General features: G+C 65.2%; 16 protein-coding genes. 11 read left to right on the plus strand and 5 right to left on the minus strand.

The window, feature by feature from the left end; translation table 11 throughout:
* The first annotated feature begins 10 nt into the window (after positions 1-10).
* The 3 genes from ACVW1C_RS10590 to ACVW1C_RS10600 all read left to right on the plus strand — a co-directional run bounded on the left by ACVW1C_RS10590 (position 11) and on the right by ACVW1C_RS10600 (position 3,357).
* A complete protein-coding gene (locus ACVW1C_RS10590) occupies positions 11-1,459 on the plus strand; it encodes an aldehyde dehydrogenase family protein (protein ID WP_456758371.1) in 1,449 nt (482 codons plus the stop codon).
* 73 nt (positions 1,460-1,532) lie between these two features.
* Positions 1,533-3,074: a galactarate dehydratase gene (gene garD, locus ACVW1C_RS10595; RefSeq protein WP_456758372.1), complete on the plus strand. Its 1,542-nt coding sequence runs from the start codon at positions 1,533-1,535 to the stop codon at positions 3,072-3,074.
* Positions 3,075-3,171: 97 nt separating this feature from the next.
* Positions 3,172-3,357, plus strand: coding sequence for a hypothetical protein (locus ACVW1C_RS10600; RefSeq protein WP_456758373.1), 186 nt, complete (start codon positions 3,172-3,174; stop codon positions 3,355-3,357).
* A gap of 58 nt (positions 3,358-3,415) precedes the next feature.
* On the opposite strand, the gene ACVW1C_RS10605 is transcribed toward ACVW1C_RS10600, so the two are convergent.
* The gene (locus ACVW1C_RS10605; RefSeq protein WP_097673301.1) at positions 3,416-3,673 is read right to left on the minus strand and encodes a hypothetical protein; all 258 of its coding nucleotides are present in this window, start codon (positions 3,671-3,673) and stop codon (positions 3,416-3,418) included.
* 217 nt (positions 3,674-3,890) lie between these two features.
* On the opposite strand from ACVW1C_RS10605, the gene ACVW1C_RS10610 reads away from it, so the two are divergent.
* Positions 3,891-4,145 (plus strand): hypothetical protein, encoded by a 255-nt coding sequence (locus ACVW1C_RS10610; protein ID WP_456758374.1) that lies wholly within the window; start codon positions 3,891-3,893, stop codon positions 4,143-4,145.
* A gap of 378 nt (positions 4,146-4,523) precedes the next feature.
* Here the strand turns inward: ACVW1C_RS10610 and ald are convergent, their stop codons facing one another.
* A complete protein-coding gene (gene ald / locus ACVW1C_RS10615) occupies positions 4,524-5,639 on the minus strand; it encodes an alanine dehydrogenase (protein ID WP_456758375.1) in 1,116 nt (371 codons plus the stop codon).
* A gap of 141 nt (positions 5,640-5,780) precedes the next feature.
* Here ald and ACVW1C_RS10620 point away from each other — a divergent pair, with 141 nt between their 5' ends.
* On the plus strand, positions 5,781-6,254 hold the full coding sequence (locus ACVW1C_RS10620) for an Lrp/AsnC family transcriptional regulator (RefSeq protein WP_456758376.1): 474 nt from the start codon (positions 5,781-5,783) through the stop codon (positions 6,252-6,254).
* Between the two features lie 67 nt (positions 6,255-6,321).
* On the opposite strand, the gene ACVW1C_RS10625 is transcribed toward ACVW1C_RS10620, so the two are convergent.
* Positions 6,322-6,864, minus strand: a complete 543-nt coding sequence (locus ACVW1C_RS10625) for a cytochrome b (protein WP_456758377.1) — start codon at positions 6,862-6,864, stop codon at positions 6,322-6,324.
* 462 nt (positions 6,865-7,326) lie between these two features.
* Here ACVW1C_RS10625 and ACVW1C_RS10630 point away from each other — a divergent pair, with 462 nt between their 5' ends.
* Together ACVW1C_RS10630 and ACVW1C_RS10635 are read left to right on the plus strand one after the other, a co-directional pair.
* Positions 7,327-8,298, plus strand: coding sequence for a hypothetical protein (locus ACVW1C_RS10630; RefSeq protein WP_456763046.1), 972 nt, complete (start codon positions 7,327-7,329; stop codon positions 8,296-8,298).
* An 84-nt stretch (positions 8,299-8,382) separates the two neighbouring features.
* Positions 8,383-9,096 (plus strand): glutamine amidotransferase-related protein, encoded by a 714-nt coding sequence (locus ACVW1C_RS10635; protein ID WP_456758378.1) that lies wholly within the window; start codon positions 8,383-8,385, stop codon positions 9,094-9,096.
* A 9-nt stretch (positions 9,097-9,105) separates the two neighbouring features.
* Here the strand turns inward: ACVW1C_RS10635 and ACVW1C_RS10640 are convergent, their stop codons facing one another.
* Together ACVW1C_RS10640 and ACVW1C_RS10645 are read right to left on the minus strand one after the other, a co-directional pair.
* Entirely contained in the window at positions 9,106-9,456 is a 351-nt protein-coding gene (locus tag ACVW1C_RS10640) for a hypothetical protein (RefSeq protein ID WP_456758379.1), read from the minus strand.
* 249 nt (positions 9,457-9,705) lie between these two features.
* Complete coding sequence (locus ACVW1C_RS10645) at positions 9,706-9,876, minus strand: hypothetical protein (protein WP_456758380.1); 171 nt, start codon at positions 9,874-9,876, stop codon at positions 9,706-9,708.
* A gap of 203 nt (positions 9,877-10,079) precedes the next feature.
* Between ACVW1C_RS10645 and ACVW1C_RS10650 the strand changes: the two genes are divergently transcribed.
* The 4 genes from ACVW1C_RS10650 to ACVW1C_RS10665 all read left to right on the plus strand — a co-directional run bounded on the left by ACVW1C_RS10650 (position 10,080) and on the right by ACVW1C_RS10665 (position 15,330).
* A complete protein-coding gene (locus tag ACVW1C_RS10650) occupies positions 10,080-10,547 on the plus strand; it encodes an MFS transporter (RefSeq protein WP_456758381.1) in 468 nt (155 codons plus the stop codon).
* 22 nt (positions 10,548-10,569) lie between these two features.
* Positions 10,570-11,595, plus strand: coding sequence for an amidohydrolase family protein (locus ACVW1C_RS10655; protein WP_456758382.1), 1,026 nt, complete (start codon positions 10,570-10,572; stop codon positions 11,593-11,595).
* A 33-nt stretch (positions 11,596-11,628) separates the two neighbouring features.
* A complete protein-coding gene (locus ACVW1C_RS10660; RefSeq protein WP_456758383.1) occupies positions 11,629-12,303 on the plus strand; it encodes an RraA family protein in 675 nt (224 codons plus the stop codon).
* A gap of 552 nt (positions 12,304-12,855) precedes the next feature.
* Positions 12,856-15,330 carry a TonB-dependent receptor gene (locus ACVW1C_RS10665; RefSeq protein WP_456758384.1) on the plus strand — a complete coding sequence of 825 codons (2,475 nt, stop codon included), beginning with the start codon at positions 12,856-12,858 and terminating at the stop codon, positions 15,328-15,330.
* Positions 15,331-15,337: the final 7 nt, after the last annotated feature.

A 15,337-nucleotide genomic window follows, 5' to 3' on the forward strand; every position in this document is an offset into this window, starting at 1 on the left:
GGTTGGAAACATGACCGCTCATCAGAAGAACTTCATCGCCGGCGAATGGGTCGACGGAACCAGCATCACGCGGGACATCAACCCCTCCAACACGGCCGACGTGGTCGGCGAATACGCCAAGGCCGACAAGGCACAGACCGAAAAGGCGATCGCCGCCGCGAAGGCCGCCTTCCCGGCCTGGGCGCGCGCGACCCCGCAGGAGCGATTTGACGCGTTGACCAGGATCTCCGTCGAAATCCTCGCCCGCAAGGAAGAGCTCGGCCGCCTGCTGGCGCGCGAGGAAGGCAAGACGCTTCCGGAAGGCATCGGCGAGGTGGCGCGCGCCGGCCAGATCTTTGCGTTCTTCGCCGGCGAGGCGTTGCGGCTGATGGGCGAGAAGGGCGCATCGGTGCGGCCCGGCCTGGATGTCGAGATCACCCGCGAGCCGGTCGGCGTCATCGGCATGATCACGCCGTGGAATTTCCCGATCGCGATCCCGGCCTGGAAGATCGCGCCGGCACTCTGCTACGGCAACACGGTGGTGTTCAAGCCGGCCGAACTGGTGCCGGGCTCCGCGCACGCGCTGTCCGAGATCATCGCGCGCTCCGGGATTCCGGCCGGCGTGTTCAACCTCGTGGTCGGCTCGGGCTCGGTGGTCGGGCAGACCCTGCTCGAGCATCCCGACGTCGCCGCGATCTCCTTCACCGGCTCGGTGCAGACCGGCCGCAAGATCGCGCAGGCCTGCGTGCTCTCCAATCCGATGAAGAAATTCCAGCTCGAGATGGGCGGCAAGAACCCCCTGGTCGTGCTCGACGACGCCGACGTCAAGGTCGCGGTCGAGGTCGCGGTCAACGGCGCCTACTTCTCGACCGGCCAGCGCTGCACGGCGTCGTCGCGCCTGATCGTCACCGCGGGGATTCACGATCGCTTCGTCGCCGCGATGACCGAGCGGATGAAGGGGCTTTCGGTGGACGACGCGCTGAAGAGCGGCGTGCATGTCGGCCCTGTCGTGGACCAGAGCCAGCTCGACCAGGACCTTCGCTATATCAAGATCGGCCAGGACGAAGGCGCCCGCCTGCATTGGGGCGGCGAGCTGTTGAACCGCGAGACGCCCGGCTTCTATCTGCAGCCGGCGCTGTTCACCGAGGCGACCAACCGGATGCGGATCGCCCGCGAGGAGATCTTCGGCCCGGTCGCCTGCGTGATCCGCGCCAAGGACTACGAGGAAGCGCTGGCGATCTCCAACGACACCGAGTTCGGCCTCGCCTCGGGCATCTGCACGACCAGTCTGAAATACGCCTCGCATTACAAGCGCAACAGCGAGGCCGGCATGGTGATGGTCAATCTGCCAACCGCCGGCGTCGACTACCACGTGCCGTTCGGCGGCCGCAAAGGCTCGAGCTACGGCGCGCGCGAACAGGGTGCCTATGCCCGCGAGTTCTACACCACGGTGAAGACGGCTTACACGTTCCCGGGTTGAGTCTTACCGCACGGGAGGTGCGCCCCCTCTCCCGTTTGCGGGGGAGGTGAAGCCAAGCCAGGAGGAATACGGCATGGACCAGTCGATCGGCGCGCAGGAGCAGCCGCGCTACATCACGCTCAACGCGCGCGACAATGTCGCGATCGTCGTCAATGATTTCGGCTTGCCTGCCGGCTCGCGCTTCGCCTGCGGCCTGACGCTGCGCGCCTTCGTGCCGCAAGGCCACAAGACCGCACTGGACGACATCGCCGAGGGCGCACCGATCATCCGCTATGGCGAGGTGATTGGCCATGCGCTGTCGCCGATCCTAGCCGGCGAATGGGTCGACGAGGCGCGCATCCGCATGCCCGACGCCCCGCCGCTCGATCAGCTCGAGATCGCGACCGCGGTGCCGCCGGCACTGCCGCCGCTCGAAGGCTTTACCTTCGAAGGCTATCGCAATCCCGACGGCTCGGTCGGCACCAAGAACATCCTCGGCATCTCCTCCTCGGTGCAATGCGTCAAGGGCACGATGGAATACGCGGTGAAGCGCATCCGCGCCGAGCTCTTGCCGAAATATCCCAATGTCAACGACGTCGTGCCGCTGACCCATGCCTATGGCTGCGGCGTCGCAATCACGGCGCCCGACGCCGTGGTGCCGATCCGTACCCTGCAGAACCTCGCGCTCAATCCGAATTTCGGCGGCGAGATTCTCGTCGTAGGCCTCGGCTGCGAGAAGCTCGCGCCGGAACGGCTGGTGCCGGAAGGCGTCAGCGACGCCATCGTGCGGATGCAGGACGAAGCCTTTGACGGCTTCGGCGCCATCGTCGATGCGATCATGACCCAGGCCGAGGCCCGCCTGAAGGTGCTCAACACCCGCACGCGCGAAACCTGCCCGGCCGCCGATCTCGTGATCGGCCTGCAATGCGGCGGCAGCGATGCGTTCTCCGGCGTCACCGCCAACCCCGCAGTCGGCTTCGCCGCTGATCTACTGGTTCGCGCCGGCGCTACCGTGATGTTCTCGGAAGTGACCGAGGTGCGCGATGCCATCCAGCTTCTGACCCGCCGCGCCGTCAACGAGGATGTCGGCCGCGCGTTGATCCGAGAGATGGCCTGGTATGACGCCTATCTCGCCCGCGGCGGCGCCGACCGCAGCGCCAACACCACGCCGGGCAACAAGAAGGGCGGGCTCGCCAACATCGTCGAAAAATCCCTCGGCTCGATCGTGAAATCCGGCTCCGGCCCGATCGCGGGCGTGCTGTCGCCGGGCGAGAAGGCGCGGCAGAAGGGCATGCTGTTTGCCGCGACACCGGCCAGCGATTTCATCTGCGGCACGTTGCAGCTCGCCTCCGGCATGACCTTGCAGGTCTTCACCACCGGCCGGGGCACGCCCTATGGTCTTGCGGCCGCGCCCGTCATCAAGGTCGCGACCCGCAGCGAGCTCGCGCGGCGCTGGAAGGACCTGATCGATTTCGACGCCGGCTGTATCGCGACCGGCGAGAAGACGATCGAGGAAACCGGCTGGGACCTGTTCCGCATGATCCTCGACGTCGCGAGCGGCCGAACCAAGCCGTGGTCGGACCGCTGGGGTATCCACAACGATCTGACGCTGTTCAACCCGGCGCCGGTGACTTGAGGGCGATCCCGTCACGGATTAACCGCCTGTTAGCCACGCTCCGAGTGGCCGGGGAACGTTGCAATTCGATTCAAATTGTCTGGACATGGAGGCTGACATGACCCCGACAATCAACGATCTAAAGGATCAGGCCGACCGCGCCGAACGACTGGCGCGCACCGGCATGGACCCGGTGACCGCCGAGCGCTTGCGCGCCTACGCCGAAGAATGCCGCAATCGCATCGCGACGAATTACCTCGGCCCTCCGAGTGCTGCTTCGCCGATCTGCCAATTATCGCGTTAAAACATGAAAGTCCGCCGCGACGAGGTCAGCGGCGGACTTCCATTTTTCTTGATCGGCATCAATCGTCGTCGTGATGAATCACGGTCTTGCTGCGATTGCCGAGCTCGTCCTGCTTCTTGATGACCGTGGTCCGGTCATGACGCGGCTCGCGCTCCCTGATCACGGTGGTGCGGTCGCGATCCCGATCGCGATATTCATGCGACTCGCCGACCGTGACGCCGGCGCCGACGGGGCCGGCACGAACACCGATTTCATCGGCGAATGCAGGCGATGCGATCGCGGTCACCATGGCCGCGGCAAACAGATACTTTCTCATGACGTCTCTCCTCCTCGAGTGGCGATGAGAGGAGGAACGTCGGGTGCGACATAGTGTTCCTATGTCGATCAGAGTGCAATCGCCCCGGCGCAAATGCGGAGCATCCTGTAGGGAACCTCGCTGAACAGACATTCACCTGTGTGGCGAAATGCTCATGTTCCACACGTTGAATAGCCAGATTTGATGGCCCACGTCCCCATCAACAGGAGGACGTTCCATGAAACAATCGCAGCACTTCCTCGACAATGCAGAGAACTGCGCGCAGCTTGCCGTGCGCGCCGACGACGAGCCGACCTACAATCGCTTCAAGCGCATGGAGGCGGCCTGGCGAGCGCTGGCCAAGGAGCAGGATTGGCTCGACGGCGAAACCTCGCCGTCGGAGACCGCAGCCGCAGCTCCGTCGGAAACCGCAGCGCAAATCGGAGCCAGCCCAAATCGAAGCCAGCCCAAATCGAAGCCAGCCCAAGTCTGAAAATCCCAATCTGGAAATGGCCCGCGCGCGACAAATGAAACGTCGCCGCGGGCCGCTTCTTATTCGGCGCTGCGCTGCCGCTGCCAGCGCAGCAGATAGGCCTGCGGCCGCCAGATGATTGCCGACAGCACGACACCGACCAGCATCAGCACCACGACCGCGACCATCATGCCCGAGGCTTCCCCTCGGGAAACAGCGTGTCGCGCTGGAAAACATAGCCGACATTGAAAGGGGGAAGGTCGAGATGGGGGTCCGCCGCAGCGACGCTCTATGTGGAGAACGCCGATCCCCACCCGCTTTGCTCTGGCGAGCAAAGCGACCTCCCCTTTTCAAGGGGAGGTTGAACCCGCGCTGCAATTAGACCTTTCGGATTTCGCCTCACGACGCCAGCGCTTCCTCGGGCATCACGGCCGACAGATGCTGGCTTTCGGCCACCGCGCGGTTGGTGATGCGGCCGCGATGGACGTTGAGGCCGGCGCGCAGATGCGGATCCTCGACCAGCGCGCGCAGCCCCTTCGAGGCCAGCGCCAGGCCGAACGGCAAGGTGGCGTGGTTGAGCGCGTGGCTCGAGGTGACAGGCACCGCGCCCGGCATATTGGCGACGCAATAATGCACGATGTCGTCGACCAGATAGGTCGGCGCCTGATGCGTGGTCGCCTTCGAGGTCTCGAAGCAGCCGCCCTGATCGATCGCGACGTCGACCAGCACCGCACGGCGTTTCATGCCTGCAAGCTGTGCGCGCGACACCAGCTTTGGCGCGCTGGCGCCGGGCACCAGCACCGCGCCGATCACAACGTCAGCCGCGAAAACTTCCTGCTCGATCGCTTCCAGCGTGGCGTAACGGGTGCGGACACGCCCGAGGAAGAGGTCGTCGAGCGCGCGGAGCCGCGGCAATGAGCGGTCAAGGATGGTGACGTCGCTGCCGAGCCCGGCGGCCATGCGCGCCGCATGGGTGCCGACCACGCCGCCGCCGATGATCGCAACGCGCGCCGGCGGAACGCCCGGCACGCCGCCGAGCAGCTTGCCCATGCCATCGGCGGATTTGCGCAGCGCGGCGCCCGCGGCCTCGATCGCCAGCCGGCCTGCGACTTCGCTCATCGGCGCGAGCAGCGGCAGCCCGCCATGCGCGTCGGTCACGGTCTCATAGGCGACCGCCGTGCAGCCGGAGGCGATCAGCCCCGCGGTCTGCGGCACGTCGGGCGCGAGATGCAGATAGGTGAACAGGATCTGCCCCTCGCGCAGCCTGATCCACTCGGATGGCTGCGGCTCCTTCACCTTCACGATCATCTCGGCGACCGAGAAAACCTCTTCGGCGGTGTCGGCAATCCGTGCGCCGGCCTGGGTGTAGACGTCATCGCCGGCACCGATGCCGTCGCCGGCGCCGCGCTGGACCATGACCTCGTGGCCGTGCGCCACATATTCCCGCACCGAGGCAGGCGTCAGCCCGACCCGATATTCCTCGACCTTGATTTCCTTGGGCACGCCGATGCGCATGGTCTGCTCCTTGAAGGATTCGTTTCCGTTAACCGCAAGGCTATTCCTCGTCACATGGCGTTTCTCAGCGATTTCCGGCTTGTGCACATACAGATACGCTCATATCCTTCGTTTCCAGCTCACCGCTCGAAGGAAAACTGCGTGGACGGTCTCGATCGTATCGATCTCAGAATCCTTGCCGAGCTGGTCGCCGACGCGCGCGCCAGCCAGATCGAGCTTGCCGAGAAGGTCGGGCTGTCGCCGACCGCCTGCGCGCGGCGCATCCGCCATCTCGAGGAAATCGGCGTGATCCGCGGCTACCGCGTCGACCTCGAACCATCAACGCTTGGCCTCGTGACAACCGTCGTCGTCACCATCACGCTGGAGAAGCAGAGCGAGGATTATCTCGCAGCCTTCGAGGCCGCGATCTCACGCTGCCCCGACGTCGTGTCCTGCCACCTGATGTCGGGCAGCGACGACTATCATCTGCAAGTGATTGCCCGCGACATCGCCGACTTCGAGCGCATCCACAAGCAGCATCTGTCGCGGATGCCGGGCGTCGCCCGCATCCATTCCAGCTTCGCGATGCGCGAAGTGGTCCGCCGCACCATTCCGGAAACCGCGCTGCGCGGCTGATCGCCGAGGGCTGCTCCGACCCACCTCTCCCTTGGGAGAGGTGAACGGAGCCCGCGGACAAAGTTGCTCATTGCGCCCTCGCGCGCGGCCACATCCGCGCTAGCGTCTCGTCCTTCTTGACGACGACATGCCACAGCGCCGCGGCGATATGCAGCGCGACCAGGGCATAGACGACATAGGCCAGCGCGCCATGCGCCAGCTCGCCCGCCTCCGCCACCGCCTTGTTGTCGGCGAACAGGCGCGGCCAGCTGAAGGTCCAGAAATAGCGCAGCGAATAGCCGCCGGCCGACGAGAACATGTATCCGGTCGCCGGCATCACGAACAGGATGGCGTAGAGCGCCCAGTGATTGAGCCGTGCGGCGATCCTGATCAGCGGCGAGAACGAGCCCGGCTCCGGCGGCGCCGTGGTCACGGCCCGCACCATCAGCCGCAGGATCGCCAGGAAGAACAGGGTGACGCCGAGCGACTTGTGCACCTCGAGCAGCTCGCGCCGCGGCGGCGTCCCTGCCGGCTGCAGCCCGCAATAGAGCCCGATCAGCATCGCCGCGATGAACAGCACCGCCGTCGCCCAGTGAATCCTGCGCAACAGCGGATCGTAGCTGGCCGTCATGTCCGTCGTCACAAGGCGCCTTCGCTTGAAGCCGGCCCGTGCGGGTTCGGCCCGAAAAAGGAAGCCGTTCCATAGATGATCGCGCGACGCCTGCCTACCGGCGCGGGCGTCACCTTCGATCACGATCGCGAAGGCCGGGGCTCCCTCCCTCGTCATTCCGGGGCGCGCAAAGCGCGAGCCCGGAATCCATTCAACCGCAGCACGGCAGCCCGATGGATTCCGGGCCTGCGCCTTCGGCGCATCCCGGAACGACGAAGAGGTTACCGCGCATCCCGAAATGACGAACGGAGGGCTCGCCACGCGCTCGCTGTCATAAACCGCGGTCGCTGTCACAAACGCTGTCACAATCGGAGCCGCCCGGCCCCGCCCCACACGCATTTTTTAGTCGTGATTCGCCGCCTTCTATGACAGAATTACTACAGTTCAATATCAATTCGGTTACACGCGGAGCGGTGAATGAGCATGGAGCGGGCGCAGCCGGTTTCGCTGGCTTGGTCGAATCCAGTGGTCCGGTGGTGGGGCTTCCTGAGCCTCGTCAGCGCCGCCAACATCGCGATCTGGTTCGCGCTGTACCGACAGTTCCAAGAGCAGTCGAACGGCAGCCTCAGCAATACGTCCGGCATCGGCCTGATGCTGCTGCTCTGCGCGGCCTATGTGTTCGGCTGCGCCTTCCGCTCGGTGCTGCCGCGCGCCGACGTGCAGCGCATCTGCCTGTTCGACACCTGGCTGTCGAGCGTCGTGGTCGGCCGCACCGTCGCGACCGTCGCCGAGGTCTGCTTCGCCGCGCAATGGGCGATCATCCTGTATCAGCTCGGCACCATGACCGGCGCCGAGACCACCATCAACATCGCCTGGATCATCGTGCCGCTGATCGTGTTGGCGGAATGCTTCTCCTGGTATGCGGTGCTGACCACCCATTATCTCTGCAACGCAATCGAGAACTCGATCTGGGCCGTGGTGTTCTTCCTGGTCGGGATCGCGCTGTGCCGGCTGCTGCCCGAGTTTCATGGGCCGGTGCGCTGGGCCTTCATCGTCGCGATCGTCGGCATCGCCGCCTTCCTCGCCTTCCTGATGACCGTCGACGTCCCGATGTATCTGAACCGCTGGCGCGCCAACCTCGCCGCCGGCGGCACGTTGCTGCATCCGCTCGACGGCCTGCGCGACGTCAGCCGGCGCTGGGTCGTGACCCACGACATCGCCGAATGGCGCGAGGAGATCGCCTGGATGTCGCTGTATTTCAGCATGGCGGTCTGGTCGAGCCTCGCGCTCTGCGTCGGCTACTCGCTTGAGGATCAGCTGCCGCGTTACCGTACCGAGCCTGCGATCGTCGCGACCACGCCGGCGATCGAAAGCCCGACACCGGTCATCTTCAGCACGACGCCGGCGGCGCAGCACACCGCAACGATCGACGCGGCGGCGCCCTCGCGGAATTGAGCGGCGGCCGCGCCGCGCGGCTTGCGGCCGTCGGCGCTTCCGGAGTAAACGCGGAGGCATCCCGCCCATCCGTCAGCGCGTTCCATGCCCCGCATCACCATCATCGAAACCGGGCTCGTCAGTCCGCAATTCCGCGAGCGCCACGGCAGCTATCCGCAGATGTTCCAGCGGATGGTGGCCGCAGCCGATCCGTCGATCGCCTGCGACGTCGTCAGCGTTGCCAACGGTGAGGCACTTCCGGATCCGGCCACGCTGGATGCGATCCTGATCACGGGATCGGCGGCCGGCGTCTATGACGATGTCGCATGGATCGCGCCGCTCGAAGCCTTCGTGCGCGCCGCCCATGACAAGCGCATTCCGATGGTCGGCGTCTGCTTCGGCCACCAGTTGATCGCGCAAGCGCTCGGCGGAACGGTGCGCAAATCGGAAAAGGGCTGGGGCATCGGCCGTCACGTCTATCAGCTGGCGCCGGACAACGGGCTGATCGACGGCGAGACGATCGCGGCGGCCGCCTCGCATCAGGACCAGGTGATCGCCCCGCCCGCCTCCGCACGCACCATCATGGCGTCCGCGTTCACCCCGCATGCCGGGCTGCTCTATGCCAACGGCACCACACTGTCGGTGCAGCCGCATCCGGAATTCACCGTCGACTACGCCGACGCGCTGTGCGACCTGCGCCGCGGCCTCGCGCCCGATGTCGTGGTCGAGACGGCCAAGGCATCGCTCGCCGCACCGCTCGACCACGCGACGCTTGGCGGCGTGGTCACACGCTTCCTCACCGGCCATAAGCCCGCGTAAGACAGCGCCTCAGGTCATGCTGCCCGGCATGAAGCAGCGCACGCGCGGGTGGCCGTCGATATAGTGCTTCCACACCATGGTTCGCCCGATCTTGTTCGGCTCGGTGATAAGGGCCTCATCGGGCACAACAACCCATTCACTGTCGATGAGCACGCGATAGTGGCCGTGATCCGACTCCCAATCGGGATCCGCGACCACATATCCGTCGGCATCTGAGCAGCACTGCCCGTAGCCGCTGTGCAGGCTTTCAAACCAGGGCTTCAGAGGTGAATTGGCGTAGCGGCCGTCGTCGCGCGCCAGGGTCGGCGATGTCAACCACATCGCCCCCAGCAGCAGTGCCGCACGCGTAATGGCGTGCATGGTGTCGTCTCCGCAGATCTGATCCAGCTGCGGGCGAGCATCAACTACCGTTCGCCGGCAACATTGCCGTTGCGGGCGAAACACGACGAAGCGGCGCCCCAGCACCTTGTATTCAAGTATGCAAGACCGACGCCAGACTGCATTCCGGGAGACTACGGCCGACGAAAGTATTGGGGGCGCGGGCCGTCGCATGCCGCGCACGGCAACTCGCCATCTCAAGCGCGCGCGTTCGGCTTCGGCGCGGCTCGATCAGCGGATCGCCGCAGCGACCTCGGGGACCAGCGGCGGTGCGCTTCGCGACGCCGCCTGCAGCGCGCATTCGACGAACCGGCGCGGCAGCAGCGAGGCGTTCGAGCGCATCGCCACCAGCATGCGGCTCTCCGCATCCGGCGTGTCCAGCGCCTTCGCGACAACGTTCATGACGCTTATTCCGTTTCCCTATAAGGGACGGGCCAAAGCGGTATTTGACCCGCCAGCTCCGTTTCCCGATCTTGGCGACAAAACGCGGATGCTCCAAGGGGCAACACGCGCAGCCGGTCAGCCATGCGAAATCGCCGCAAATAGCAGGCGCTCCGCTAGGTTCGGATCACAGGCGCGATAACAAAAAGCAAGGGAGGATTCCAATGGGCCAAGCGTCCCTCAGCGAGCTCGAACGGCAAACCATCCGCCGGGTCTATTGGCGGCTGATCCCGATCCTCTTCGTCATGATGTTCTTCAACTATCTCGACCGCATCAATCTCGGCTATGCCGGGCTGATGATGAACAAGGACCTCGGCCTCAGCCCCGCGACCCTCGGCTTTGCGGCCAGCATCTTCTTCCTCGGCTACATGGTGCTCGAGGTGCCGAGCAATCTGATGCTGCACTGGCTCGGCGCCCGGATCTGGCTCGCGCGCATCCTGATCACCCGGGGCCTCGTCGCCACGCTGACCGCCTTTGTCTGGAATCCGCTGAGCCTCTACGTGATACGGTTCGGCCTCGGCGTCGCGGAAGCCGGCTTCCTGTTCGTCGCATCCGCCATCGCCGCCACCATGCGCGTCAAACCGCGCGAGACCGAATTGACGGGCGCGATCCCGTCATCCGTCGCCCACTGACAACCCTGCCAAGGACGCAACCATGATCATCGACTGTCACGGCCACTACACCACCGAGCCGGTCAAGCTGCAGATCTTCCGCGACAAGCAGCTCGCCGGCCTCGCCGACAGATCGCGCCGGCCGCTCACCACCAATCTCGGCATCACCGATGACGAGATTCGCTCCAGCGTCGAGGGCGCGCAGCTCCGCCTACAGAAGGAGCGTGGCACCGACGTCACCATCTTCTCGCCGCGCGCCGCCGGCATGGCGCACCATGTCGGCAAGGAAGCGACCAGCCGGGAATGGACCACGATCTGCAACGACCTCGTGCACCGGGTCTGCACGCTGTTTCCGCAGAATTTCGTGCCCGTGTGCCAGCTGCCGCAGAGCCCGGGCGTCAAGCCCGCCAACTGCATCGAGGAGCTCGAGCGCTGCGTGACGCAGCTCGGCTTCGTCGGCTGCAACCTCAATCCCGATCCCGCCGGCGGCTATTGGTGCGACCCGCCGCTGACCGACGAATGGTGGTATCCGCTCTATGAGAAGATGGTCGAGTTCGACGTGCCGGCGATGGTCCATGTCTCTTCGTCCTGCAATCCCTGCTTCCACGGCACCGGCGCGCACTACCTCAACGGCGACACCACCGCCTTCATGCAGTTCCTGACCTCTGACCTGTTCAAGCGCTTCCCGACCCTGCGGTTCATCATCCCGCATGGCGGCGGCGCGGTCCCCTATCACTGGGGCCGCTACCGCGGCCTCGCGCAGGACATGAAGCTGCCGCCGCTGTCGGAGCATCTGTTGCAGAACGTGTTCTTCGACACCTGCGTCTATCACCTCCCCGGCATCGAGCTGTTGACCAGGGTGATCCCGGTCGAGAACATCCTGTTTGCGTCGGAGATGGTTGGCGCGGTCCGCGGCATCGATCCCGAGACCGGTCATCACTTCGACGACACCCGCCGCTACATCGATGCGCTGCCCCTGAGCGCGGAAGACAAGGCCAAGATATTCGAAGGCAACGCCCGCCGCGTCTATGCGCGCCTCAACGCCCATCTCGACCGCGGCACGCATTGAGCGACCGCGCCGACAACACACCGGAGAACACCGATGGCCATAGGATTTGCAATTCACAAGGCGAAGCGGAAAGTGTCGCCCGACCTCGTCGCGCGCTACCGCACGCTTCCGGTCGCCAATATCAGCGACGTGATGTCGCGGATCGCGGGCACCAACCGGCTGCGGCCGATGCATGCCGGCGGCTGGCTCGGCGGCCCGGCGCTGACCGTGAAGACCCGGCCCGGCGACAACCTGATGGTGCACAAGGCGATCGACCTGGCCCAGCCGGGCGACGTGATCGTGGTCGACGCCGGCGGCATCCTGGTCAACGCCATCATCGGCGAGATCATGTCGACGCTGGCCGAGAAGAAGGGCGTGGCGGGCTTCGTGATCGACGGCTCGATCCGCGATGCGGGCGCGATCCGCGCCGGATCGTTCCCGGTGTTCGCCGCCGGCGTCGCCCATCGCGGCCCCTACAAGGACGGCCCAGGCGAGATCAATTGCGCCATCTCGATCGACGGCATGATCGTCGAGCCCGGAGATCTCCTCGTGGCCGACGACGACGGCGTGCTCTGCGTGCCGCACGACGAGGCCGAGGCCGTCTGCAAGCTGACCGAGGCCAAGAAGGCGACCGAGGAAAAGGCCATCCAGCAGATCCTCGCCGGCACCAGCGACCGCCGCTGGGTCGATGAGGCCCTGCAGCGCCTCGGCTGCGAGTTCAAGGACTAGAACAAGATGACTTTGCTCCGAAGCGAGCAACGGATCCCGCCGCACCTCGCCCCGCGTGCGGGGAGAGGTCGGAACGCATCGTTGGATGCGTTCCGGGTGAGGGGGAGTCGCCGCAAACACAGCTATCGCCGAATACGCGGAGACGGCCCCTCACCCCAACCCTCTCCCCGTAAGAACGGGGACAGGGAGCGCAGCGCCGCCGCCTTCTCCGCCTATCTCATCGCGCCTTAGCCGCCGCTGCCCGGGAGGCGGGATGCCTGCCTCTTGGGCAAAGTCTCCGCAAAATCGGCGAGAATCACCACCCCGCAACCGGTTGGCGCGTCCCTCCACCGGCATCGGGAATTTTTCCCGATTACAGATGGAAAAGAATCCCGGACCTCCGGGACACATCTTGTTTGCCAAAGCACCAGCGCTCCCGCAGTCTCCAAAACCAAGGTTCGTCGGGGATAAAAGCCGAACCGGCACAACAGGGTGGGCGTTATGGCTGGTGCGTTGTTGCGTACGGCAACACGATTTTTGTCTGGTTCGGTCACGACGCGCGGCGCTGCGGCCATGCTCACCGCCATCGGAGCCGCAGCGCCGCTGACGATGGTGCAGGCCCAGACCCCCGCCCCGACCGAACTGCCGCCGGTCACCGTGATTGCCCCCTCGCCGCTTTCAGGCACACGCAGCATCAAGCCTGCCGCCCGGCCGGTGGTGCGGACCTCGCGAACCGCCCGAACACGGGCCGCGCCGGCCCAAACCGCGGCGGCGCCGGAGGGCGGCACCGGGGTCCCTGGCCCTTCCGACCGGGATTCGAGCCTGCTCGATCGCGACAAGATCCCGTCCAACAGCGAGGTGCTGACCTCGGCGGATTTCAGCCACAACTATTCGACGAACTTTCTGGACTCGGTGAACCGCAAGCTGCCCGGCGTCACGCTGACCGATCAGACCGGCAATCCGTTCCAGCGCAATCTCGACTATCGCGGCTTCGTTGCCTCGCCGGTTCAGGGTACGCCGCAGGGCATCGCGGTGTATCAGAACGGCGTCCGCATCAACGAATCCTGGGGCGATGTGGTCAACTGGGATTTCATCCCGGAAAAGGCCATCGACCGGGTGTCGCTGGTTCCCAACAACCCCGTGTTCGGCCTCAACGCGATCGGCGGCGCGCTCAGCATCCAGATGAAGAACGGCTTCACCTATCAGGGCGTCGAGGGTGAAGTGTTCGGCGGCTCATACGGGCGCGTGCAGGGCAGCGTGCAGGCCGGCGGCCAGCGGGACAATATCTCGGCCTATGCCGCGTTCGAATCCGCCTATGACCGCGGCTGGCGCGACTACGCCAATTCCTCGCACGTCAACCGCATGTATGTCGACATCGGCGCACGCAACGACGACACCGAATTCCACGTCAATTTCACCGGCGCCCGCAATCTGCTCGGCAACGTCGCCGCAACGCCGGTCGAGATGCTCAACCAGCGCTGGTCGAGCGTCTACACCTGGCCGCAATCGACGATGCTGCAGCTCGCCTTCGTCAACGCCACGCTGAGCCATAATTTCTCGGACACCTGGTCGTTCCAGGGCAACGCCTATTTCCGCGGCTTCCGGCAGACCCATGTCGACGGCAACGGCACTGACGTTGCGCCGTGCGACGGAGGGGATAATCTGTGCATCGGCGACGACCTTCCGATCTTCGGTCCGGCGGGAGGTCCGTCGGTTCCGAACACCTTGGGCAACGCTTTTCTTGGCGAAGTCGACCGTAACCGCGCCGCTACCAACAGCTACGGCGGCACGGCCCAATTGACCAACTCGGACAGGCTGTTCGGGCACGACAACCACGTCGTGATGGGCGTCAGCGTCGACCACGGCAACACCAAATTCACGGCGACCAGCGAGCTCGGCACGATCGATCCGAACAACCTGTTCGTCACCGGCACCGGGATCTTCATCAACCAGCCCGACGCCGGCCTCAGCCCGGTCGATCTGCGCGCCACCAACACTTACACCGGCGTCTACCTCACCGATACGTTCGACGTGACGAACAGGTTCTCGGTCACCGCCGGTGGACGGTTCAACTATGCCCAGATCGAGCTGCAGGACCAGACCGGCACCAATCCGCTGCTGAACAGCAGCAACCGCTTCCAGCGCTTCAACCCGGTGATCGGCGGCACCTACAAGATCACGTCGAACCTCACCGCCTATGCCGGCTATTCGGAAGCGAACCGCGCACCGACGCCGCTGGAGCTCGGCTGCTCCGATCCCAACCATCCCTGCATGATCGACAGCTTCCTGGTGGCCGACCCGCCGCTCAAGCAGGTGGTGGCGCACACCGTCGAGGCCGGCCTGCGCGGCAGCTGGGGCCGCGATGCCAGGACCGGCGTGCTGAGCTGGGGCCTGGGCGTGTTCCACACCCTGTCCGACGACGACATCATCCAGGTGGCAAGCCCGCTCGGCGTCAACAATTTCGGCTTCTTCCAGAATGCCGGACAGACCCTGCGGCAGGGCATCGAGGCCAAGCTCGACTATCGCATCGATCGCTGGAACGCCTACGCCAACTACACCTATGTCGACGCGACCTATCGAAGCGCGATCACGCTGTCTTCGCCGAACAATCCGAATGCGCTGACCAACGATGCCGGCGCGCAATTTGTCAACGTCACGCCGGGTGACCACATCCCGGGCATTCCCGCGCACCGCTTCAAGGCCGGCGTCGACTACAACGTGACAGATGCGTGGAAGGTCGGCGCCGATCTCAACGTGGTGGGCAGCCAGTGGATCATCCATGACGACACCAACCAGAGCCCGAAGGTGCCGGCCTACTCGGTCGTCAATTTGCACACGTCATACCAGGTCACGAAGAACATCGAGGTGTTCGGCCTGATCAACAATGTGTTCAACCAGCACTACTACCTGCACGGCGCATTCTATCAAACGGGCGGCTTCACCAGTGCGGGCGGCTTGCCCAACCTGATGGCGCAACTGAGCGATCCGCGCACCTTCGTGCCCGGCATGCCGCTCGCCGCCTATGCCGGCATCAGGGCGAAGTTTTAGGACGGTT

The organism is Bradyrhizobium sp. USDA 4011, from assembly GCF_054063415.1.